This is a genomic window from Sporosarcina soli (assembly GCF_042655805.1).
In the GTDB taxonomy this organism is placed as follows: domain Bacteria; phylum Bacillota; class Bacilli; order Bacillales_A; family Planococcaceae; genus Sporosarcina; species Sporosarcina soli.
On sequence record NZ_JBHSNO010000015.1, the window covers coordinates 216,834 to 238,571 of the forward strand.

The 21,738-nt window shown below is 41.8% G+C and carries 20 protein-coding genes and 1 pseudogene; 4 read left to right on the forward strand and 17 right to left on the reverse strand.

Annotation, left to right across the window (positions count from 1 at the left end; genetic code table 11):
* From ACFPRA_RS20050 to ACFPRA_RS20065, 4 genes are all read right to left on the reverse strand, one after another.
* On the reverse strand, window positions 1-1,539 hold the full coding sequence (locus ACFPRA_RS20050; protein WP_381438634.1) for a DEAD/DEAH box helicase: 1,539 nt from the start codon (window positions 1,537-1,539) through the stop codon (window positions 1-3).
* Window positions 1,540-1,817: 278 nt separating this feature from the next.
* Window positions 1,818-2,972, reverse strand: a complete 1,155-nt coding sequence (locus ACFPRA_RS20055) for a Ger(x)C family spore germination protein (protein ID WP_381438637.1) — start codon at window positions 2,970-2,972, stop codon at window positions 1,818-1,820.
* Window positions 2,969-4,423 (reverse strand): spore germination protein, encoded by a 1,455-nt coding sequence (locus ACFPRA_RS20060; RefSeq protein ID WP_381438924.1) that lies wholly within the window; start codon window positions 4,421-4,423, stop codon window positions 2,969-2,971. Before ACFPRA_RS20060 ends, ACFPRA_RS20055 begins: the two co-directional genes overlap by 4 nt.
* A gap of 27 nt (window positions 4,424-4,450) precedes the next feature.
* A complete protein-coding gene (locus tag ACFPRA_RS20065; protein ID WP_381438639.1) occupies window positions 4,451-5,545 on the reverse strand; it encodes a GerAB/ArcD/ProY family transporter in 1,095 nt (364 codons plus the stop codon).
* 363 nt (window positions 5,546-5,908) lie between these two features.
* On the opposite strand from ACFPRA_RS20065, the gene ACFPRA_RS20070 reads away from it, so the two are divergent.
* From ACFPRA_RS20070 to ACFPRA_RS20080, 3 genes are all read left to right on the forward strand, one after another.
* The gene (locus tag ACFPRA_RS20070; protein WP_381438642.1) at window positions 5,909-6,214 is read left to right on the forward strand and encodes a monooxygenase; all 306 of its coding nucleotides are present in this window, start codon (window positions 5,909-5,911) and stop codon (window positions 6,212-6,214) included.
* A 175-nt stretch (window positions 6,215-6,389) separates the two neighbouring features.
* Complete coding sequence (locus tag ACFPRA_RS20075; RefSeq protein ID WP_381438644.1) at window positions 6,390-7,805, forward strand: tyrosine phenol-lyase; 1,416 nt, start codon at window positions 6,390-6,392, stop codon at window positions 7,803-7,805.
* A 182-nt stretch (window positions 7,806-7,987) separates the two neighbouring features.
* Window positions 7,988-8,635 (forward strand): SDR family oxidoreductase, encoded by a 648-nt coding sequence (locus tag ACFPRA_RS20080; RefSeq protein WP_381438646.1) that lies wholly within the window; start codon window positions 7,988-7,990, stop codon window positions 8,633-8,635.
* Between the two features lie 70 nt (window positions 8,636-8,705).
* Here the strand turns inward: ACFPRA_RS20080 and ACFPRA_RS20085 are convergent, their stop codons facing one another.
* The 11 genes and pseudogenes from ACFPRA_RS20085 to ACFPRA_RS20135 all read right to left on the reverse strand — a co-directional run bounded on the left by ACFPRA_RS20085 (window position 8,706) and on the right by ACFPRA_RS20135 (window position 17,341).
* Complete coding sequence (locus ACFPRA_RS20085) at window positions 8,706-9,029, reverse strand: DUF378 domain-containing protein (RefSeq protein ID WP_381438649.1); 324 nt, start codon at window positions 9,027-9,029, stop codon at window positions 8,706-8,708.
* A gap of 338 nt (window positions 9,030-9,367) precedes the next feature.
* Window positions 9,368-9,748 (reverse strand): annotated as a pseudogene (locus ACFPRA_RS20090) (spore photoproduct lyase family protein); the annotation flags it as partial.
* 168 nt (window positions 9,749-9,916) lie between these two features.
* Window positions 9,917-11,125 (reverse strand): RtcB family protein, encoded by a 1,209-nt coding sequence (locus ACFPRA_RS20095; RefSeq protein ID WP_381438651.1) that lies wholly within the window; start codon window positions 11,123-11,125, stop codon window positions 9,917-9,919.
* A gap of 140 nt (window positions 11,126-11,265) precedes the next feature.
* A complete protein-coding gene (locus ACFPRA_RS20100) occupies window positions 11,266-11,637 on the reverse strand; it encodes a nuclear transport factor 2 family protein (RefSeq protein ID WP_381438654.1) in 372 nt (123 codons plus the stop codon).
* A 48-nt stretch (window positions 11,638-11,685) separates the two neighbouring features.
* On the reverse strand, window positions 11,686-12,126 hold the full coding sequence (locus ACFPRA_RS20105) for an SRPBCC family protein (protein WP_381438656.1): 441 nt from the start codon (window positions 12,124-12,126) through the stop codon (window positions 11,686-11,688).
* A gap of 133 nt (window positions 12,127-12,259) precedes the next feature.
* Window positions 12,260-13,288, reverse strand: a complete 1,029-nt coding sequence (gene splB / locus ACFPRA_RS20110) for a spore photoproduct lyase (protein ID WP_381438659.1) — start codon at window positions 13,286-13,288, stop codon at window positions 12,260-12,262.
* A gap of 376 nt (window positions 13,289-13,664) precedes the next feature.
* Window positions 13,665-14,279, reverse strand: coding sequence for a PH domain-containing protein (locus tag ACFPRA_RS20115; RefSeq protein WP_381438661.1), 615 nt, complete (start codon window positions 14,277-14,279; stop codon window positions 13,665-13,667).
* A gap of 189 nt (window positions 14,280-14,468) precedes the next feature.
* Window positions 14,469-14,687 carry a spore coat protein gene (locus ACFPRA_RS20120; protein ID WP_381438664.1) on the reverse strand — a complete coding sequence of 73 codons (219 nt, stop codon included), beginning with the start codon at window positions 14,685-14,687 and terminating at the stop codon, window positions 14,469-14,471.
* A 233-nt stretch (window positions 14,688-14,920) separates the two neighbouring features.
* Window positions 14,921-15,349, reverse strand: a complete 429-nt coding sequence (locus ACFPRA_RS20125) for a spore coat protein (RefSeq protein WP_381438666.1) — start codon at window positions 15,347-15,349, stop codon at window positions 14,921-14,923.
* 274 nt (window positions 15,350-15,623) lie between these two features.
* On the reverse strand, window positions 15,624-16,130 hold the full coding sequence (locus tag ACFPRA_RS20130; protein WP_381438668.1) for a spore coat protein: 507 nt from the start codon (window positions 16,128-16,130) through the stop codon (window positions 15,624-15,626).
* Between the two features lie 593 nt (window positions 16,131-16,723).
* Entirely contained in the window at window positions 16,724-17,341 is a 618-nt protein-coding gene (locus tag ACFPRA_RS20135) for an NUDIX hydrolase (protein WP_381438671.1), read from the reverse strand.
* 210 nt (window positions 17,342-17,551) lie between these two features.
* Here ACFPRA_RS20135 and ACFPRA_RS20140 point away from each other — a divergent pair, with 210 nt between their 5' ends.
* On the forward strand, window positions 17,552-20,164 hold the full coding sequence (locus ACFPRA_RS20140) for a DUF7948 domain-containing protein (RefSeq protein ID WP_381438673.1): 2,613 nt from the start codon (window positions 17,552-17,554) through the stop codon (window positions 20,162-20,164).
* Here the strand turns inward: ACFPRA_RS20140 and ACFPRA_RS20145 are convergent.
* The gene (locus ACFPRA_RS20145; RefSeq protein WP_381438675.1) at window positions 20,139-20,711 is read right to left on the reverse strand and encodes a class I adenylate-forming enzyme family protein; all 573 of its coding nucleotides are present in this window, start codon (window positions 20,709-20,711) and stop codon (window positions 20,139-20,141) included. The genes ACFPRA_RS20140 and ACFPRA_RS20145 overlap by 26 nt on opposite strands.
* Window positions 20,705-21,100 carry an AMP-binding protein gene (locus ACFPRA_RS20150; protein ID WP_381438677.1) on the reverse strand — a complete coding sequence of 132 codons (396 nt, stop codon included), beginning with the start codon at window positions 21,098-21,100 and terminating at the stop codon, window positions 20,705-20,707. The genes ACFPRA_RS20145 and ACFPRA_RS20150 overlap by 7 nt, the downstream gene beginning before the upstream one ends.
* Window positions 21,101-21,738: the final 638 nt, after the last annotated feature.

Genomic DNA, 21,738 nt, shown 5'->3' on the forward strand with positions numbered 1-21,738 from the left:
TTAAATGGTCTCTTTATAAGCGGATAATATATCGTCCAGCTCTCCGACCACCTGTTCAAAAACCCCAATCTTTTTATAAAGCAAATCCAGGATATGGTCCTCAATTGTATCCTGGATAGCCAAATTGTAAATATGGACATCCTGCGTCTGTCCCAATCGATGGACACGCCCGATCCGTTGCTCCAATTTCATCGGATTCCAAGGGAGGTCATAATTGATGACATGGTGGCAAAATTGCAGGTTAATCCCCTCACTTCCGGACTCCGTAGCAATGAGTACTTGCGCTCGATCTTTGAATAATTGCTTCATCCAATCGCGTTTGCTTTTGCTAAATTTTCCATTGAACAGCACGCTCGTAATACCTTTTTTATGGAGATACCATTGCAGATAGATCTGACTTGCCCGATATTCGGTGAAAAGGATAACCTTATTATTTGCCTGTGTAATGATTTCATAAGCTTTTTCCGCTTTGGAATTAATGTCCAATGCAGACATTTTTTCAATAATGCGATCCATATACGCCACATCTTCAGGCTTAATGCTTTTTTCCCGCATTTTCTCTAACGTGACATAAACGGCTTCTTTACTGCTGCACATTTCTCGTTGGAGCGTCATGGTCGAGAAAGCATCTGAAAAGTCCGGGGAGACCTGCTTCAGTTCCGAAATTAAGTCGTATACTTCTTTTTCTTCGGGTGTAAAGTCGATTGGGAGTATTTGAACATGTCGGTTTGTCCATTCAATTCCTGTATCCTGCCTTCGATTTCGGACCATCACTTGATTGACCAATTCGCGTAAAAATTCTTCTTGGTCCACATGATACTCCCCGGAGGAAAAGAGTGATTGAAACGTCTCATAATTGCCAAGATGGCCCGGTTTCAGTAAAGTAATGAGATAAAACAATTCCTGCACATTATTTTGGATCGGTGTCGCGGTCAGTAATAAACAAAATTTCTTCTTCAAATGCTGAACAAATTCATAATTCTTTGTTTTATGATTTTTTAATTTATGTGCCTCATCAATGATGATTAAATCAAAATTTTGTGCGTAAATATTTTCTTTATGCGGACTTCTTTTCGCCATATCCATACTCATGACGACAATTTGGCAATGGTTTAAATCATAATTTTTACGATACGGTATTGCGGGGATATGAAATTTGCGATTCATTTCATCAACCCATTGATTGACAAGTGAAGACGGAACTAAAATCAGCGCTTTTTTCACAAGACCCCGAATGAGATACTCTTTCAAAATCAAACCCGCTTCAATCGTTTTACCAAGCCCAACCTCATCCGCCAAAATTGCTTTGCCGTTCATCCTTTCAATGACCGTTTCAGCCGCTTCCAATTGGTGAGGCAACGGCTTCAGATCAGGTAAATACTTTGGACATTGTAGGCCATGGAAATCGGTGATCAAGTTCGATTGGGCCACTTCATAACTCATCTTATATAAAGTCCAATTTCCCCAAGGCTCACGATCCTCTAACCGTTCGACTAAGCCCTTTTTCCATTCGGACGTTCTATCAATGATCATCAACATCACCTCACACAACTGATCTTTTTTATTAGCTTGTCCTCAAATGAAGCTTCTATGTTTATCTTCAATTAGCAAATGTTTTTGTACTGCAAGCGTAGGGCGCCTGCCTGTCGCCAGAAGAATTTACGCGAGCAAGCTCGATATCAATTACGCAGGGGCGTAATTGCTTTTTTTAGTATTCGACATCCTACCAGCTTGAAATTCATGATAATAGCCTGATAACAGTTATACAGGTGTTCGTTGAAACTCCCGTCTTATAAATAGAATGTATTTGAAAAAGTTTATTTCTCAATGGTTTTCCTTAATGATTTCCTACTCGATTCAATCTTTTCAACTTTTACGTTAAGATTGTGAATCGAATCTTTGGTCAATTCAACTTTCCCATCTTCTTGTATTCTTTTCCATGTTTTTACGTCTTTCCGATATAAATGCTCCGATAAGCGATAAATATCCACATCATGTTTTAAGCCTTCTTCATACGTAGCCTCAATTTCTTTTTTTATCTGTTTTGCAATTTCCTTTCTAATCTTACTAGGCGTTATTTTCCCTTCAATATTACTGACCGCAACATCCACTCTTACATCAATATCGAATGTCACATTGTCATTTTCCACAATTGGTTTCACCTTTACCTTAAGTTTATCAATGATCACGGTGAGGTAACTTTGTTCATCCATATTCAACTTTGTAGTCACTTCTCCCCTTTTCGTTGCATTCGTCATCCACTGCAAACCATTGACTTTTTCTTCTGTGATAAACCCCTTAAACTTATTTGTAGCGACAACGCCAACTCCTGTAAGTTTGGCTGAAGTATTCGGACCTTCTACCGTTTCCCAATTTTCAATGACGGAAATATATGGAATACGCGCTTCATAACTTGGTTCATTCAATGCAATAATCAATTCACGAAAATTGAGGGGTTCTATAAAGGATTCTTGCTTAAATGAGTTCACTGGGTCGCCAAGTTTCGATAACGTTATGGCTTTATTAATGATAGGCGTGACGAGCAGTACATCTTTTACGGGGTCTTTTGTACTGTACACCCAAATTTGATATCTCGTTTCTCTATATCGTATAAAACTGTCAACAATCGAATTCAACCTTCCATCTTTCATCGCCTCTTCGGATAAAATGAGATACGAAAAATGGCCCCAAAAAACCCTCTGGTCGATGGAATGATACAATTCAAAAATTGCTTCATCAATTGTTTCTCCTGTAGCAAATCCAACCTCAGATTGAATTGCTTTGCTAACTGGTTGATCTGATTTTGCCGTATTACTAAAGTCAATAATTTGACTATATACTTTGTATTGACCATCTTCAAAATCTACACCAACCCCATGAATATAGAGCATGCGCTCAGGCTCGTTGACATCCCAGCAACTCGTGAGAATCGGCATAAGCAGAATGAGTATGGCTATCATTTTCTTATTCATTTTTCATCCTCATTGGTCCTGGTCTTATCTAGGGGACTTAACATATTTGGACGTTCTTTATAGTGGTTGGACGGTAATCGAAAAAGAGTGGTTTTAATAGTTGTCCAATTTAAATCGGTCGCAATATTCAAGTAAGGAACGCCAAAAGTTCGAATATTCGCCAAGTAAAGTAACGTAAAATAAATGCACATAAAAAAACCGAAAAGACCTAAAAATGAAGTGACTAATATGAAAATAACGCGTAATAGCCCTATTGCAGTCACGAGAGATTGATTTACTAACGTAAATGACGCGATGGTCGAAATGGCTATGATAACAATCATCGCAGGACTTGTAACACCAGCTCGAATCGCAGCATCACCGATTATCAATCCGCCGACAACACTGATTGTCCCACCAATGGCAGAAGGAAGACGTAAGCCGGCTTCACGGAACAACTCAAACATGAGTAGCATGAGTAACATTTCAAGTGCCGCAGGAAGTGGTAGCCCCATATTCGATTGGACAACGGTCGCAAGTAATTGCAATGGCATCTGATTTTGGTGAAATGTCATTAAAGAAAGCCAAAACGCCGGTAATAACAAGCCAATTCCAAGGCCTAACAGACGTAATAGCCGCTCAAACGAACTAAAAAAGACAGGAGATTCATTATCTTCACTCGATTTTAAAAGTAAAAACATATTTACAGGCGTGATCACTACATACGCAACCCCGTCAACAAGAATTAGAAATCGCCCTCTTATAAGTGATTGAACTGCATTATCGGGTCGACCTGTATAATCGACTCGAGGAAAGAGCTTGGAACTTTTATTCACCCGTTCCATTAATAAATCCCCACTAAATACAATATCGATATCAATTTTTTCCAATTTACTTTTTATGCCATTCAAAATTTCTTTATCGGCAATATCATCAAAATAGAGAATGGCTACAGCCGTCTTTGAACGTCTTCCTATCTCTAACTTTTCAACGCATAATGAATTCGTAGGCAACCGCTTCCGTATTAAAGCGATATTAACGGAAAGGTCTTCAATAAAGTTATCTCTAGGTCCTCTTACGAGAACTTCCATTCTTGTCTCTTCAGGACTTCGATTCGGCTTTTTAGAAATATTGCTTGAAAACAGGAGCTGATCCTCCTCAAAAAAAAGCAGCAAATGACCTGTATACACCAGTGAAATAGCCTCTGTTATATCCTCTATTTTATGAATATCAGGAATGTGTAATTGTTCCAGCAATGTTGCTTCCAGGGGCTTCTCTTCTCGGTTATCAAAAACCAGTTGAATTCGCTGAATGATGACCTCATTCAACAACTGCTGGTCTATCATGGCGTCACAAGTAATGAAATGCACTTTATATTGACGAAATGTATACGCTTGAAACTGAACGTCCGCCGATTTCTGAAATATTTCTTTTAAGTTGCTAATATCCATTGATGTTTCAGCCGATCGCATCATTTTTCACCATTTCCTGTGTAGGTTTTAAGATTCGAATTTCTTAGATGATTTATTTGATAAGAAAACAACAATCACAAAAACGAGGGATAAAATGAAAAAAAAGAGAAAAGTGGCCAGTAATAAATATTCCCCTTTAAATTTTAGAAATAGACCGTCGTTCATAAGAAACAGTCCTAAGTTAATAAAGAAAAATGGAGGGGCAAGCGTTTTCCAAATACGCTTTCGATTTCCCGACATTTTCAATATTTCCACCACCACGAATAAAAGCAATCCCATTCTTATAAACGCACCTGTAAGCCATTGATAGATCGATAAAAAATCAAGATGTTGAACAAAGCGTCCAATCGCCACGAGACCCCATTCTTCATAAGCAGGAAATCTTTGCTTCGCTGCCTCATCGGGTCCAAACTCCATAATCGCACCATTGAGGGGTCCGATCGTTAACCCCATTAAAATAAAAATCATCACCGCAAAGTGGTACCAACGTATCCGACCTTTAATGTGATGTTGTAAAAAAAGAATAAGCAGAAGCTCAACAAACCCAGAAGCGGGATAGACAATTCCTTTCAGGATAGGTTGGAACCCATGCTCGAAAAAAGGTCGCAATAACTCATAATTTTTCACTTGGATGTTCGTAAACGCTACAAAAAATCCTAAAACAACGACACCGGCTAGAACAAAGACATTCACAATCGCAATCGTTTGTATATTTGTTGTGGCCAATAAGATACAAAGAATTGTATAGATGATTAGCAGTACCAACATCGGCGTTTCTGGTAAAAAGGTCGTTGAGACCCATTGTAACGTTTCCCTCATTGTAAAAGCGGCAAGGATGATCAAATAGATGGCAACAATATAAAGGATAATGGAGGAGGCAACCTTGCCTATTTTTTGTTTTAACCAATCCGAAATCGGCTCTTGGTTGGATTTTTTATGAATATAAACTAACAGAAAAAGCCACGGAAAGATTGCAAAAGCCGCTAATACGACAGACATCCATCCATCTCTTCCTACAGTTTTTAATAATGGAGGAAGAATGGTTACATGATTTTTCAACCCAATTACCGTCATCGATAGAAAAATGACATGCAGCATACTAATTGATCCGATGCCCTTCACTCGAAAACCCTCTAACATTTTTTATATGACTTATTATTGGCAAAAAGATAGAGGATTATAAGCAGTGAATTGAAATCTAAGGAAACCTTGTACTCATGAGATGAACGATTCCCCTTTCATCTAAAAAAGGAAATGCTAACAAGGTTAAATTTAGGAAAATTGAAGATGTATAACACAATGTTCAAATGAAGGTCTACCTTGTTGTTTGGCTGTTACAATCTCAATCACTGAAAATAGAATATTTCGAGCTCGTTTTATTTACCGACAAAAAGGTTACGATTCGTCTGGAAAACACCATCGTGTTATTATACAAATAAGAATAAGCATTGTTCTTTTTTGCAAGATAATTGGGGAGGTTTTTCTATGGCGTATATATTACAAGTCGATTTTAAACATGAAGGTCCTTTTGGGGATGAAATGGTTGGCGCATTTACGGATTTAGCCACCAGCATTAACGAAGAAAAGGGATTTATCTGGAAAATTTGGACAGAGAATGAGGAAATAAAAGAAGCTGGTGGCATCTATTTGTTCGAAACGAAAGAAGATGCTGAGAATTATTTAACGAAACATACGAAGCGATTAAATAGATTTGGGATTGCACACGTTAACGGGAAAATTTTCAAAGCAAACAACTCCTTAACGGCGATCAATCAAGGTCCCGTGCGATAACAAACAGATCTGTTGATGAAGCCATCAAGCCCATGTACCTTCCGAGGACTGGGTTATTTTTTTTACCCTTTCTTGCCCCATGAGGAAAAGCTTTCAGAATAATGAATGAGCAAGTCGTAACTTCCATGTCTCAACGATATATTGGGGATAAGAACTGATGAAAGGGGATGTTGAAATGAAAAGGAGAACTGCAGAACCCTTCAAAATTAAAAGTGTGGAAACATTGGCAATGCTCTCATATGAGGAAAGAAAACAATCACTTCAACAAGCAGGATATAACACATTTCTCATCGATTCGAAAGATGTCTATATCGATTTATTGACAGACAGTGGAACGACAGCAATGAGTGATGCACAATGGGGTGCATTGATGACAGGCGATGAAGCATATGCAGGCAGCAAAAGCTGGAAGAAGTTAGAGAAAGCGGTGCGCGACGTCTATGGCTATCAATTTGTCCTGCCCACTCACCAAGGACGCGGAGCGGAAAATATCTTATCCCAACTCAAAATTCAAAAAGGTGATTACGTCCCAGGGAATATGTACTTTACAACGACACGGGCCCATCAGGAGATGAACGGTGCTACATTTGTCGATATCATTATCGATGAAGCACATGATCCTACCATTGAGCATCCATTTAAAGGCAATGTCGATTTGGCTAAATTGCAGCGGCTAATCGATAAAGTTGGTGCAGAGAAAATTCCATATGTCTGTCTAGCGGTAACCGTCAATCTTGCCGGCGGGCAACCCGTCAGCATGGAAAATATGAAAGAGGTTTACGAACTATGCCAAAAGCATGACATCGATGTCATGCTCGATGCGACCCGTTGTGTCGAAAACGCCTTCTTCATAAAAGAACGGGAAGCCGGGCAGGCGAACCGGTCGATTGCAGCGATTTTAAAAGAAATGATGTCCTACTCGGATGGTTGCACGATGAGCGGTAAAAAAGATTGCCTCGTCAATATCGGCGGTTTTCTGGCGATGAATGATGAAGACTTATATATCCGATCACGTGAGCTGGTTGTCGTGTATGAAGGAATGCCTTCTTATGGCGGAATGGCAGGACGTGATATGGAAGCGATGGCAATCGGCATCCGGGAAGCGGTCGATGATCATTATATCGCGCATCGGATCGGGCAAGTTCGTCACCTTGGCCAACAGCTCATCGACGCAGGAATCCCGGTCGTCAAACCGATAGGCGGGCATGCCGTATTTTTGGATGCCCGCGCCTTCCTTCCCCATTTAAGCCAAGAAGAATTCCCTGCCCAAGCGCTTGCCGCCGCCCTCTACTTGGATTCCGGGGTACGGAGCATGGAACGAGGAATTGTTTCAGCCGGACGCGACATCACAACAGGCAACCATAACAAGCCCAATCTGGAACTCGTACGCCTCACCATCCCCCGCCGCGTGTATACGAATAATCATATGGACGTTGTCGTTGATTCGATCGTAGACCTCTATGAAAAACGGGATGCCATTTGCGGGCTAAAGATGGACTACGAACCGCCTACACTTCGCTTCTTCAACGCCCGGTTTTCCCCACTGTCGGCAAATGGGGAGCTGATTAGTGAAGAGAATAGACTATTATAAAAATAGATCGAAACAAATAACTTCATGAAAAAATATTAAGACAGAAAGAAAACCACCCAGCGCCGCAGGATGCAAAATGGAGTTGAATTTGAAACATCGCGGATTATAAGCATGCTTCTTGCTAAGCCTCCCTCCTTTTGAAACAATAGAATGAATGAACAAAAGAAAGGGTGTTTTATCTGTTGAAAGTATTGGTAATCGGGGCAAATGGGCAGATTGGTCAACAGGTCGTTCATCTACTTCAAGAAAGCGATGAGTATACCGTGCGGGCCATGGTCCGGAATGAGGCGCAGGCTACCGTTCTTCAAGACAGCGGTGTGGAAGCCGTTATTGCGAATTTGGAAGGTTCCATCGATGAAATTGCAACAGCCATGCAAGGCTGCGACGCGGTTATTTTCTCTGCCGGTTCAGGCGGTCATACAGGACCTGATAAAACATTGTTAGTCGATTTGGACGGAGCCGTTAAGTCGATGGAAGCGGCGGAAAAAATTGGCGTACATCGCTATGTAATGGTGAGTGCCATCCAGGCGCATAACCGGGAAAGCTGGGCAAACAGTCCCATCAAACCGTATATGGTGGCGAAACATTTTGCAGACAAGGCACTCATGGCAAGTAATCTAAATTACACGATTGTGCGTCCCGGCGCCTTAACCAATGACGCTGGAACTGGACATATTTCTGCAAGTGAGAACTTGCAACGCGATTCCATACCGCGTGAAGATGTCGCTCATACATTGATTGCTGTACTGAATGAAGAAAACACCTATAGACGCTCATTTGACCTTGTCGCCGGTGATACAGCCATTTCAGACGCATTGAAAAATCTGTAAAGGATAGAAGAAAAGGTGCCAGGTTACGAAATTAATCCAAAATTGCATTGTAACCTGGCATTAAGATTTTTTATTCCAAATCTCTTGACTTTTCTTCTGCTTCCTTTCGTTCCTTCCTGAAATCCGGCTCCTCGCCGAACTCGGCGCCATAATTCGGGTTGGAGAAACGAGAGTGGCGGTCTGTTACCGCGTCCATCTCCTCGTTCGATTTGAATAATAAACCAATACATATCAATCCACTTATTCCGACAAGACCATAGACAACCCTAGATAGGAATGCACCCTGACCACCAAATAACGTGGCAACTACATCAAACCGAAAAAAACTGATTAAACCCCAGTTCAGTGCGCCTATGATGACGAGGGCCAGCGCGATCCGTGAAAGCACACTCATGCATGAATTCCTCCTTCAATTGGATAATAATCGAATCCGTAATTACAATAGGCGGATTTGGAATGACTTTACGCCGTTCTAATTACCGAAGAGCGATCGACTCACCAAAAAATACCTCCCGCTAATTGCATTTGATTCGTTTTTATCTTCTACCAAAAGTGTTTTTTCATACATTTTCAACTTGATTCAGCTAATCTTTTTGTACTGAGAGCAAAGCGTCAGCTACAGAAGTCCTCCACAAGCCCATCAAGTAAAATACTCTATTTTAGCGTTTGGAAAGAATTTTTCCATATTGCCATATAAATGATCTTTTAATTCATCCTCTTCGTCTTTTGATAAATGGACTTGTCAGCGGCGTCAAGGATCTCCTCTACATTCACATACGTCCGGATATACGACTTGGCCCCCATTGTCATCTGCAAATAACAATAATGGCAGTGCCCCATACACCCCGTCGCAAACGGAATTGCATATTCCGCTGACGGTTTAGACGTATCGAATTTCCGTGTTTTCCGAAAGCCCTCGACTAACGTCGACTTCGCAATCCGACATTTTTGCGCATCCGTCTCACCCGGCAAATCTCGAACTTGATCGTGTGAAGTCGTAAAGCGTGTTTCGATCCCCAGCTCGTCAAACTTCTCTTTCAGTTTTTTTCCTAGTGGATACTCCAATGCATTCGGCTCGAAATAGAAAAGCTGTGGTGTAAAGGGTTTATTCATATCCCGTCCTCTATCAAAGCAATTAGAGGCTAACAAGTCAGCCATCTGAAGTACAGCTTGTTTCAAGACCTAGGAATTATGTGGGTCCAAATTTCCAAACACATTCGAAACTGGTAAATAATTTTGTTTTGGATACTTTACACACTGATACTTGAAAATCACCATCCCTTAATCTTTATACGGATCAAACTCATTGGCACCCGCCATGCAGACGCCGACCGGTTTCAGGACGTGTAAAACATCAATCGTCTCTTGATGAGCATCGAGCACCGTTTGCAGTTTTCGGTAAACGAAAGGACTTTCATCCGTCCCGCCCCCGCGTAGCATAACACCGAAATCTTTTACTGCATCATCCATTTGTTTCTGCGAAATTTTACCGCCGGAACGCGTACGCGTTTTCCAGTTCATCTTCCCTGCGGCTTGCGTGCGGCTCATAATACGGCCTGCACCGTGAACGGTACTATAAAATGCCTGTTCATTTTCCACATTGTCTTTCCCTTGGACAATGACTGAAATATCCCCCATGCTGCCGCCGATAAAGCCTAACTGCCCCGGTGCAGACGGTGTCGCTCCTTTGCGAACGACTATTGTCTCCTTGCCATTATGCGTTTCTTTCCAAGCAAAATTATGATGATTATGTACTTCAAACTGTGCTTCAGCACGGAGAATCTTCAGAACTTGCTTAATGACATAATCCCTGCCGGCGTACGCATATTTGCCCGCCAAAGTCATCGCCCTGTAATACATATCCCCCAGTTCACTATCTAAATCGATCAACGTCGGCGCCTGCTCCATATTTTCACCGGGGGCACGATCCGAAAATCCACGATCATTGGCCAAGTTTAAAAAGCCGCTCGCTGTCTTATGACCAAATCCACGGCTGCCAAAATGATTGGCAATCCACAGGTCTCCTGTCTTTTCCTCGATGAGAAGATCGACAAAATGATTCCCCGAACCGACCGTTCCTAACTGATCGATCGCCAACTTTTTCAGCCGATCATGTTCCTGCTTGCCGATCTGCTGATAGACATTCCAGTCTGGATCATCGAACAGCTCATGATCGATACGTTTCTTATTCTTTCGCCCGACACCGAAAGAGATCTTCCCCGCAATCTCATCCATTATGCTTGGAAGGATGTTTTTAATGTCGTCATACTTTATATTCGTCCGAACCGCTTTATTGCCACACGCGATGTCATAGCCGACACCCGATGGAGAAATTTGCCCGTCGTAAATAACGACGCCCCCCACCGGCTGACTATACCCGTAATGCCCATCCGCACAAAGCACACCACCTATGACATTTCCCGCTTCCAAACAGTTCTGAAACTGGCGAATCGTATTGTCTTCGTGATTGCCGAAAATTTTAGTTTGCATGAAATGGTTTCCTCCCCCTTATTTTTCTCTCTATTACGTTTTGGCGGAATGGCCTACAGATTTTGAATTGCGATTTCGCACATATAGCTCCGTACCATCCGCCCTTCGCTTGCAGTCCAAAAATATTTGCTGGATGAAGGCTAAAACATCCCATTCTCGTTTGGTGAATCCTCTGGTATCGGTTGACCAATATCCCACATTTCGATAATCTTTCCTTTTTGAAAACGAAAAATATGGACAACCGCTCCGCCTAGATCCTCCGGATTTTGTTTGATATGGGAATAAACCATCACGTTTTCTCCCTCTTCAATCGTTTGCTTTACTTCTACCATCTTGTTCGGGCTTATACGATCATTCTCTTTCATCGCCTGCATAAGCGAATCAGCATCCCCGGGGAAATATGGATTATGATGGCGAAACTCTGGGCTTACGTACTTTTTATAAGCCTCCTCAATCTTTCCAGAAACAATCAGCTGCAGAAAGTCCACTGCTTGGTCTTTAGGAGATTTCAAAGTTTTAACATCCTTTCATAAATAGCCTTTTATGACTGTTAACCTTACTTAATGAACTAAGGATGCCCTTAAAGTAACAATGCCGTTTTCTAAATACCCCTTTAAGCAAGTCAACATATACACCCAACCTTCTTTTTGCCCCATCATTTTGTGTACAATTTCGGGATCGTCTTCTTGAAAACCTGATTCGTTCACTTCGATCAGTGTATGAGCACGATCCAACTCCTCCAATGAAATCGTAACAATCGTTTCTTGCCCTTCTGCTCCCCACGAAAAAACAATTTTCTTTTCTTGTTCGACTTCTAGTACATTGATTTCTACTTCAGCCTTGTATTCGTCATATCTCCAGATGATCTTTTTACCTTGCTCCACTCGATGGGTGCCTGAAGAAAACCAATAATTAGACATTCTATCGGGATCTACTAGAGCTTCGAATATTTCATGTGCAGATTTTCGTATGTTCATCTTCGTAATGACTTGCGTATCCATCCAACATCAACTCGCCTTCATTTTAGTTTAGGGTCGTAATAGCCGGCACAACGAAAGCCTCCTCGGTTGAAAGTGGAATTTCAGCAACTTTCAGTTTCAAGCGGGAGAGTCCTTACTCTATACCTCAACATACTTAGGTAAAATACTCGATTTTAGCGTTTGGAAAGAATTTTTCCATATAGCCATATAAATGATCTTTTAATTCATCCTCTTCGTCTTTTTGATAAATGTATTTGCCAATGCCGTATTTTCCCCATTTATAGCGCCTTTTCGATTCATCCAACTCCAGTTTTGTCTTCGGATAGTTCTTTTCGATCACTTTTTTAGCCGGTTTCGTAAAGCGATGCTGAATAAATTCAAATGTAATATCCTCTCGGGCATCTTGTGGCAATTCCTCATCCAGACGCTCGAACAAATGCCGGTAGCCTTCCTCCCAGCCTTCGTGGATATAAATGGGTGCTACGATAAAGCCAAGTGGGTAGCCTGCTCTTGCCACTTTCCCTGCAGCCTCAATTCGTTTTGCCAAAGGGGATGTGCCCGGCTCGAAGTTTTTAATCACATAATCAGCATTGACGCTGAAACGGAAACGCGTATGGCCATTATGTGCCGCATCGAGCAAATGGTCGACATAATGGAACTTCGTCACAAACCGCAGCCGCCCCAATTCCGTTTGTCCGAAATGGTTGATGGCCCGTTTCAATGTATGGGTCAGGTGATCAATTCCCACAATATCAGATGTACAGGCCGCCTCAAAACGAGTGATCTCCGGTGCACGCTCCTCGATGTACTTATCAGCGGCGTCAAGGATTTCCTCAACATTCACATACGTCCGAATATACGGTTTGGCCCCCATCGTCGTCTGTAAATAACAATAATGGCAGTGTCCCATACAACCCGTCGCGAAGGGGATTGCATACTCCGCCGACGGTTTGGAGGTATCGAATTTTAGTGTTTTCCGAATGCCTACGACTAACGTCGACTTTGCGATCCGATATTTTTGCGCATCCGTCTCACCTGGCAAATCTCGGATTTGATTGTGTGAAGTGGTAAAGCGTGTTTCGATTCCCAGCTTGTCAAACTTCTCTTTCAGTTCTTTTCCTAACGGATAATCCAAGGCTTTCGGCTCGAAATAGACAAGCTGCGGTGTAAAGGGTTTATTCATTTCTTATCCTCCAACTAAGCAATTAGCGCCTAATAAGCCAGCAGCTAACGTATAGCTTGTTTCGAACCTTCGGAATTATGCTTGCCCTGATTTGCCATGGTGACTCATGCCAAAACTCCGTTGATAGTCCGTTGATAGATTGAAAGCTTTTAATGCACATGGTTCTAATACAATTCAGAGATATGTTAATAACAGTTACTTTTCACTTATCTATATGCTCTAATTCTAAAAGCCCTTACACCTATCTTTGACTGATGTCAGGTTTCGAGACAATTTGGAATTGTGTGAGAACCCGGCAGTCACATTTATTAAAATAAAAAAGAAGTGTTATACTAAAAAATTCCAAACTGTATTAGAACCAGGCACTTTTCATTACTTAATTGTTAATATACCTCTCAAACACATCGCCAAAGTCTTTGATTTGGTATTGCTCACGAGCAGATGTTAACCAGGAGAAACTAAACTCGGTTAATTGTTTATACTGGTCTGCTAACTGGATGTCGGATAGACGTGTGTTCTGCAATACTGTGACAGCTTTATCGAGACTTCCAGTCGCGAGCTCGAACAGTATATTGTCGTCGTGGACCTTTTCCGAAATATACGCCAATGCTTTGTACAAATCATTCAATTTGTTAAGTTGCTTTTTATCAACGTCAATGCTGAACGATTGCTCGCCTAAGGTGAACTTGATTTCAACATCCAAATCCACTTTTCCCGCCGTTTCCAAAAATACATCGGTGATTTGATATTGCGCATACGGATAGCGTTTGAGCAAGCGCTTTGAAGAGATCGCTTTCTCACCATCGACGTGGATGAACGCACTGTTCGTAAAGCAATATTCATCCGCTTTTGTCTTAATTAAAAAATAAATTTTTTCTTGATCTTCATGTCGAATATAATCATCCGCATCCGTTTTGTCATAATCTTCTGGACCGATGATTTTACCGATATCCGACAACCCTAACGCATCTGAAGCCAATTTTTTCAGCATATGCCCCGCCTCTTCTCTCTACTAGTATTCTTTCATCCATATTATAGTATATTTCAGTAGATGAATGGGATTTAAGAAGCCAAATTCTAACACAATTCCAAATTGTACTAGAACCTGGCAGTCTAAATGGTAAAGACATCCACAAATTAAAAACGCCAGTGTTAAAGGCGTTTTAAGTAAAATAGCTATTTATTTGGAATCCTTTTTCCGGGATGTAGGTTGATCAACAAATTGATCGACTTGTAAGGTTAGCTCTTCTACAAGCTCTTTAAGTAACTGTTTTTGCTCAGCGGTTAATTTCCCTTTAACCTCTTCTAGATCTACCCCGTTTTTACTTAGCGTATTACTCACTATTAAATCAATCACTTTGTCGGGAATTGCATTTGTTCTTTTGGATGAATCGCTCAAGCCATCGCTCCTTCTTGTGATATCGCTCATATTATTCTATGCAACTATCAATTAAAAGGAGATGAGGATTATTTTTCGTTTTCCAAACCCTCTACATAATTAGTGAACTTACACTATAAAACAATGTTCAACGCAACAAAGGAATTCTTTTGTTGCGTTGATAAAAAATTCACCCTACATGATATAGCGAGATTTTTTTCGGAGTTGAAAACGTTTTTCGAATTGACAGTACATTATAGAATATCTAACTTAGCTACTAAAGTAATAAGGATTTGAAGCAATGCTTGGATGTTTACAGCCAAGTCGGTATCTGTTGTGCTAACTGTTACATTTCTTGATCCCTCAACAATCGTTTTTTGAACGTTTCGTTGTTTTGTTTTTATATATTGCTTCATATCTTGTGCAACTGCTTTGCCTTGATCTGTATCTCCGATCGTAACGCTAATGACTGCCGCAATTGCTGCTTGGATTCCGAGTTGTAATGACAATGCCGCTTGTGTATCCGTTGTTTGTATATCAACACATTCGGAATCCCTGACGACGATCCATTCGTAAGATTGCTGCTTATTGGACACTGATTGTTCTGCATTTTGTTGAACATCCGCGTTGTTGTTTCTAGTGTTATGGCAATGATCTAATGCCCTCCATTTGTTTCCACTCATTTTTCCACCTCTTTTCATTGTTAACAATCACGTTGGGACGGACCCCTTAAAAGTGCAGGTGGCGTTTTGCTGAGACAGGTGCTAGAAGGCTTACCCCAAATGCGTTCTTTGCCTTTTGCTTCAAGTCTGAAGCGACCCGAGCCGGCTACCACCTGGAGTTTAGATGCCTCATTGAATTGTATGCATGTCTAGCATTCATCCCACCACTTATGGAAATGGGTACTTCTGTAGCCAACGCTTCAATTTGCATTACAAAAACATTTGTTGGATTCAGTTAAAGGACATCCAATTTAACGACTAATGAAACCAACACTTGTAGTAGCGCTTGAATATTCACAGCCAAGTCCGTATCAACAGTTACGATATTAACGTCATTCGAATTATCAATATAGATTTTTTGTTTATTGGTTTGTTCCTCATTAAATTGCTGGTAGATGTCTTGTGCCACAGCTTGGCCCCGTTCAGAATCACCAATTACAATACTTACAACTAAAGCAATTGCAAGTTGTAAGCCCACTTGAAGAGAAACCGATGCTTGCGTATCTGTTGTCTTAACAACAATGTTGCAAGAATCTTTAATCCAGATTACTTCATCGGAATGTTGATCTACGGATGAGAGCTGATCGCCGTCCTCAAAAACCGTTGCATCATTAAAGTGATCGTAATGCCAGTGATTATCTTCCAGCATTCTATCCTCAGCATTATAGGTGTTACACCGCTTGCAGTTCTTCACTGGAGACTTATTTTCATACTTACATCGTCTACATTTCCAGTTACTCATTCCATAACCTCCTTTCTTATTTGTTAGCCAGATTGAAAAAAGCTTTACAACCTTGCTTCTATAACATATGAACAAATTAATTATTGCTATGGTTCATTTGACCAATGGCTGTCCAATAAATCCCCCGGAATCAATAACGCCTCGGCGTTATTGCTTCCGGAGGCTTGGGCCAACAGGATGTTGGTCACTCAGGCGTTGCCAATCAAACAGCGAAGGGTTTGATTTGCCGTATTTCTGCGTTTTTTTGCAGAAATTAAGGCACTTTCATTCGGGACGTGGCGACCTTAGCCTGAGTTCCTCTATTCAGCCGGGGTTTGAACCCCCACTGAATGGAATGCATTTCTAGCATTCATCCCACCACTTATAGAAGTGGGGGACTTCTGCTGAAGCAAGTTAAAGCAGGTGAAATCGACAGAACGACAAATTGCCCTTGAAGTGACCGAACGCTGTTTCTACCTCGATCTTACACCGAGCGTAGATTGCTGCTTTCTTCTCACATTCAAGGGCTGTTTTTATTTTGTTTTTGTTTTCATTTTCATTTCTTCAAACAGTTCCGAGACAATTTGGATTCGTGCTAGATCCTAACAGTCAAATTACTTGTTCATGTCAATAAAATGCTTTAAAATCCTCGCCGTTAATCCCCAAATCGTATACTTCCCATAATCATAAAACCATTCCTCTATCGTACGAGACCTCCATTGATACTGGGCACCATTCATGATTTTTTCAAAAGGGAAATCAGATGCAGGCATTGGTTGAACGGAAACCTCGTGCATATAAGGTTCATGATTCAACAGCCATTGCATAGGTACTGTAAATACCTCTTCCACTTCCACCTTATTGTAACCATGGATAATTTCGCTATACTCAAAAGTGGCTACAAATGGATAGACAATAAAGGAAGGCGAAGCAATATAAGGACTTAACTCATGAATGAGCGTTACTGTTTTGGGATCGACACCTAACTCTTCATGTGTTTCGCGCAAAGCTGCCGCTAGTGGAGTCGGGTCGGTCGCGTCAATTCGGCCCCCTGGAAAACTAATATCACCTGGTTGTTTTCTCATAGTGAAGGAACGTACTTCGAAAAGGATATGCCATTCGCCATCCACTTGCACTAATGGAATTAACACAGCCGATCGAAAAGCCGTGTCCTCCCCTATACATAAAAACTGATTTTCTTTTATCTTCTGCTTCAGTTTATCTAGGAACACAGAACTCCCCTCATTTCAATCGTTATCTATATTTATCGTATCATATCATTAATAGAAGAACGGATAAAGAGCATGAATGAAAGTACCCTTTTTCAAATTCCTTCCAAATACAACACGTGTGATTTGGGCGCTTGATAGATTACCGGCTCCCCTTTTGACAACCCCATTCATATACTAAAGCAATGTGAATCTAGGGGGATGATGCTCTTTATGTCAATTTCATCGGAAAAGCTGCCGATTCATCGATATGGGCAGCTCCCGCTTTACTTCATCCCGAACGAGGGACAGTTGGAAGATAGTCGAATCCACTTTTATGTAAAAGGTGCGGGTTACGACGTGTTCTTTACGAACGAGGGGGCTAGTTTTGTTTATAAAGAGGAGATTCCATCGTCGATTGAATTCAAGCGTAATCGCCCCAATAGTATGGGAACTGTTACAAAGGGAAAAGGTTTTCGTCTCGATTTCCTTCTTTTTGGCGCGAATCAAGGCGTAAAACCGGAAGCGGGAAGTAAAATGCCCGGAACCGTCAACTATTTCCGCGGCAAAAATCCCGAAGACGGACATACTCATATTTCAGTGTTTCAGGAAGTGATCTATCGGGAAGTATGGCCTGGCATTGACCTCGTTTTCCGAAGTAAACAAGGCCAAATCAAATATGAGTTTGTGCTACAGCCAGGTGCAAAAGTGGAAACGATCCGCTTCACCTACGCAGGAGCGGATGGACTTTTACTGGATGATGAAGGAAATCTGCTCATCGATACAGCTTTCGGGGTGATGCTCGATACGTCCCCTCTCAGTTATTTCAAAAAAGATCAGGATTACCACCACGTGGAAAGTGCATTTCAGCTCATTCATGGGAATAATGGTGAAACCTACATTACCTTTACACTGGGAAAAGGCCATGATAATCGATATCCTTTGGTTATTGATCCTCTCATCTATTCGACATACTTGGGTGGATCCGGCTCTGATCAAGGATATGCGATTGCAGTGGATAACGACGGGAACGCCTATATCACCGGCTACACCACTTCCACTAATTTCCCTAACACTCCAGGCGCTTTTCAACTGTCATTCGCTGGCAACCGGGATGCATTTGTGACCAAATTGAATGCCACAGGGACAGCACTCGTCTATTCCACGCACTTAGGAGGGTCGGATTTCGATCAGGGATGGAGCATCGCCGTAGACAGCGCTGGAAACGCCTATGTCACCGGTATCACTTTCTCAAGCGATTACCCCATTATGGGTGCGTATCAGCCTACGAACAATGGGCTTGCAAATGCTTTTGTAACGAAATTGAATGATACGGGGACAGCACTCGTCTATTCTACGTATTTAGGGGGAGAGGATTTCGATCAGGGCTCAGGCATCACCGTGGATAATGCTGGGAATGCCTATATCACCGGATACACTCTTTCCTCTAATTTCCCTACTACCTCGGATGCTTTTCAGCTTTCGAAAAATGGACTTGGAGATGCGTTTGTAACGAAGCTTCACTCCTCAGGCTCCTCACTCGTCTATTCCACATACTTAGGAGGAACAGGTTTAGATCAAGGTTTAAGCATCGCCTTGGACAGCATAGGAAGCGCCTATATTACCGGCGTGACACAATCTGCGGATTTCCCAATTACCCCGACAGCTTTTCAATCGACGTTCACGGGCTTTGCCAATGCGTTTGTGACGAAGTTCAATCCAACAGGTTCAGCGCTCATCTATTCCACATTCTTAGGAGGTTCAGATAACAATTCGGGTGCGGCTATCGCCGTGAGCAATGACGGTAATGCCTATGTCACGGGATTTACCAATTCTACTGATTTCCCAACCACTTGGGGCGCTTATCGAACAACGTACAATGGGGATAGCGATGTATTTGTTACGAAGTTCAATCCCAGCGGCACGGCACTCATCTATTCTACGTATTTAGGGGGTACTGATGCAGATCAAGGATTGGGCATCGCCGTGGACGATACCGGGAACGCCTATGTCACGGGGGCCACTCAATCGGATGATTTCCCTACGACTACATGTGCTTTTGATAGTACGTTCAATGGCGTGATCGATGCATTTGTGACCAAGATCGATCCTACAGGTACGCGGTTAATCAATTCGACGTACTTAGGGGGAACGGGTTTCGACCAAGGTTATGGCATCGCCTTGGATAACGCCGGGAATGCCTATGTCACCGGCCTAACCATTTCCACCGATTTCCCGACCAATCCCACTGCTTTCGACACAATGTTCAATGGGGTCCAAGATGCATTTGTGACTAAGATCAGTTTTCCGCCGGACGTTCCTTTAATTCTCGAAATGGAGTTGGCCAAAGACATTCAAGTGCAATCCGATGTAATTGTTCATATCCAAGGAAATTTCTGTGAACCGCGAACCGTTTCAAAAATCATTCACTGTTCGCCACAAAAAGAAAACCAAGTTGGATGTATTCGTGCAAAACGGGTCCATGATTGGGTCGTTTTCTGTACTGATCATCGTCAAAAAGGGATGATACCAGGTGATGTAGCACAGCAAATCCGGGACTGTCGAACTTCAGGTGGCGCTGTCACCGTTCGTTGCGAAGCGGTTCCGCGATCCACTAGCTTTACGGTGCTTGATAAACCAAAGCCAGTACATGGAATGCTCGGTACCCATCTCGTTACGATCCGGTTTTCATTCCTGATGCGCATTCAATATACATGTAGTGGAACACCGCTTAGTAGCTTTGACGTACCCATCACGACTGTCGATCGAGTCGCTCTCTGTTATCCAAAAGATACGTCAATTCTAGCAAAAGTTTCTGATGTCAATTGTGTGGTAGTGGATGAATAAAGAAGAAAACAACAGCCTGACATACGAAATCATCAGGCTGTTGTATTTTGGAATTATTGCTTACAATGAATGAGAACATACCCCTAAGTTCCGAAAGAAAGCTAGCTAGGTTTCCCCTTATTTCTTGTTTTGCAATTTTCCCAACAGAGATATTCGTTAAGTCTTTTCGTATGAAATATTTTCGAGGTCTCTTATAGTCAGCGAGTCCATTCTTACAATAAAGAAGCTGCTCGTCGGCATCAAGAGTGACACCGTCTTCAGGAACAATAAAAGCTACGCCAACCTCACCCCACGTTTCATCCGGAACTTCGATGATGCAAGAGGCATTTACACTCGGATAGGCATTTAAGAAAGATTCAATTTCTAATGGATAGACATAATACCCTCCACTAATGTACATTTCTTTTGAACGCCCCACATAATGTAAATAGTTCTTTTCATCAAGATAGCCCAAGTCCCCCGTTTTAGGCCATCCATCCAAAAAAGCACCATTATTATTCTCTTTGTCTAAATACCCCCTGATCACACTATCTCCTCTGACTAGCATCTCTCCCACTTCAATCGATTTCGCGACGGTTCATCTGTCAATTCCGTAAACGTAAAGAACCCAGCCGTTTCCGTCTTCCCCCAGCCGGCAACAACTGTCGCATTAGGAAAATTCTTGTTTGCCCTGGCAATCAATTCCATCGGTGAAGGTTCGCCTCCCAAGAAAATAAGTCTGAGTGAAGATACATCATGCTCTTCAATTTTGCAATGTTGAAAAATCAACCGGAACATGGTCGGTACTTCGCCTAATATCGTGACTTTATAACGACTTACAAAACGGAGCGTTTCCTCCGGATGGAATGCTAACATGAGAACGCCTGTCGCCCCTGCATATAGTTGCACAGCAATCTGATCATGTGTTCCACCAACATGACTCGTCGGAAGGTTCAATTAATAACGCCTCGGCGTTATTGCGTCCGGATTTTGAATTGAGCTTGCTCAATTAACTCCTTTCAAAATCCGTGACATCCGCCGGAGGCTTGGGCCAACAGGATGTTGGTCACTCAGGCGTTGCCAATCAAACAGCGAAGGGTTTGATTTGCCGTATTTCTGCGTTTTTTTGCAGAAATTAAGGCACTTTCATTCAGAACGCGGCGACCTTAGCCTGAGTTCCTCTATTCAGCCGGGGTTTAAAACCCCACTGAATGGAATGCATTTCTAGCATTCATCCCACCACTTATAGAAGTGAGGGACTTCTGCTGAAGCAAGTTAAAATAAAAAATCCCTTTCCAAATTAACTACGGAAAGGGATGGGTCATCATATTTATTATTGGTATTATTCTACAAAAGAAAGGCGAGCATTTTTTGGGAAACGATGAAGGACTTGTTTGGCTTCGCCTTGATCAGCAAATTCAAAGAATCGGACAAATTTATTTTCGAAAACTGTGACTACCCACATAGAACATTCTCCTTTTCAACTACTATTTTATCATTGGTTATTAGTGTACTATATTTTGTAGCGAAAAAAAGAGCCATATGTATTTTGTTATAATACAGCCAAATTCAAAACGCTTACATGTGAACATTTT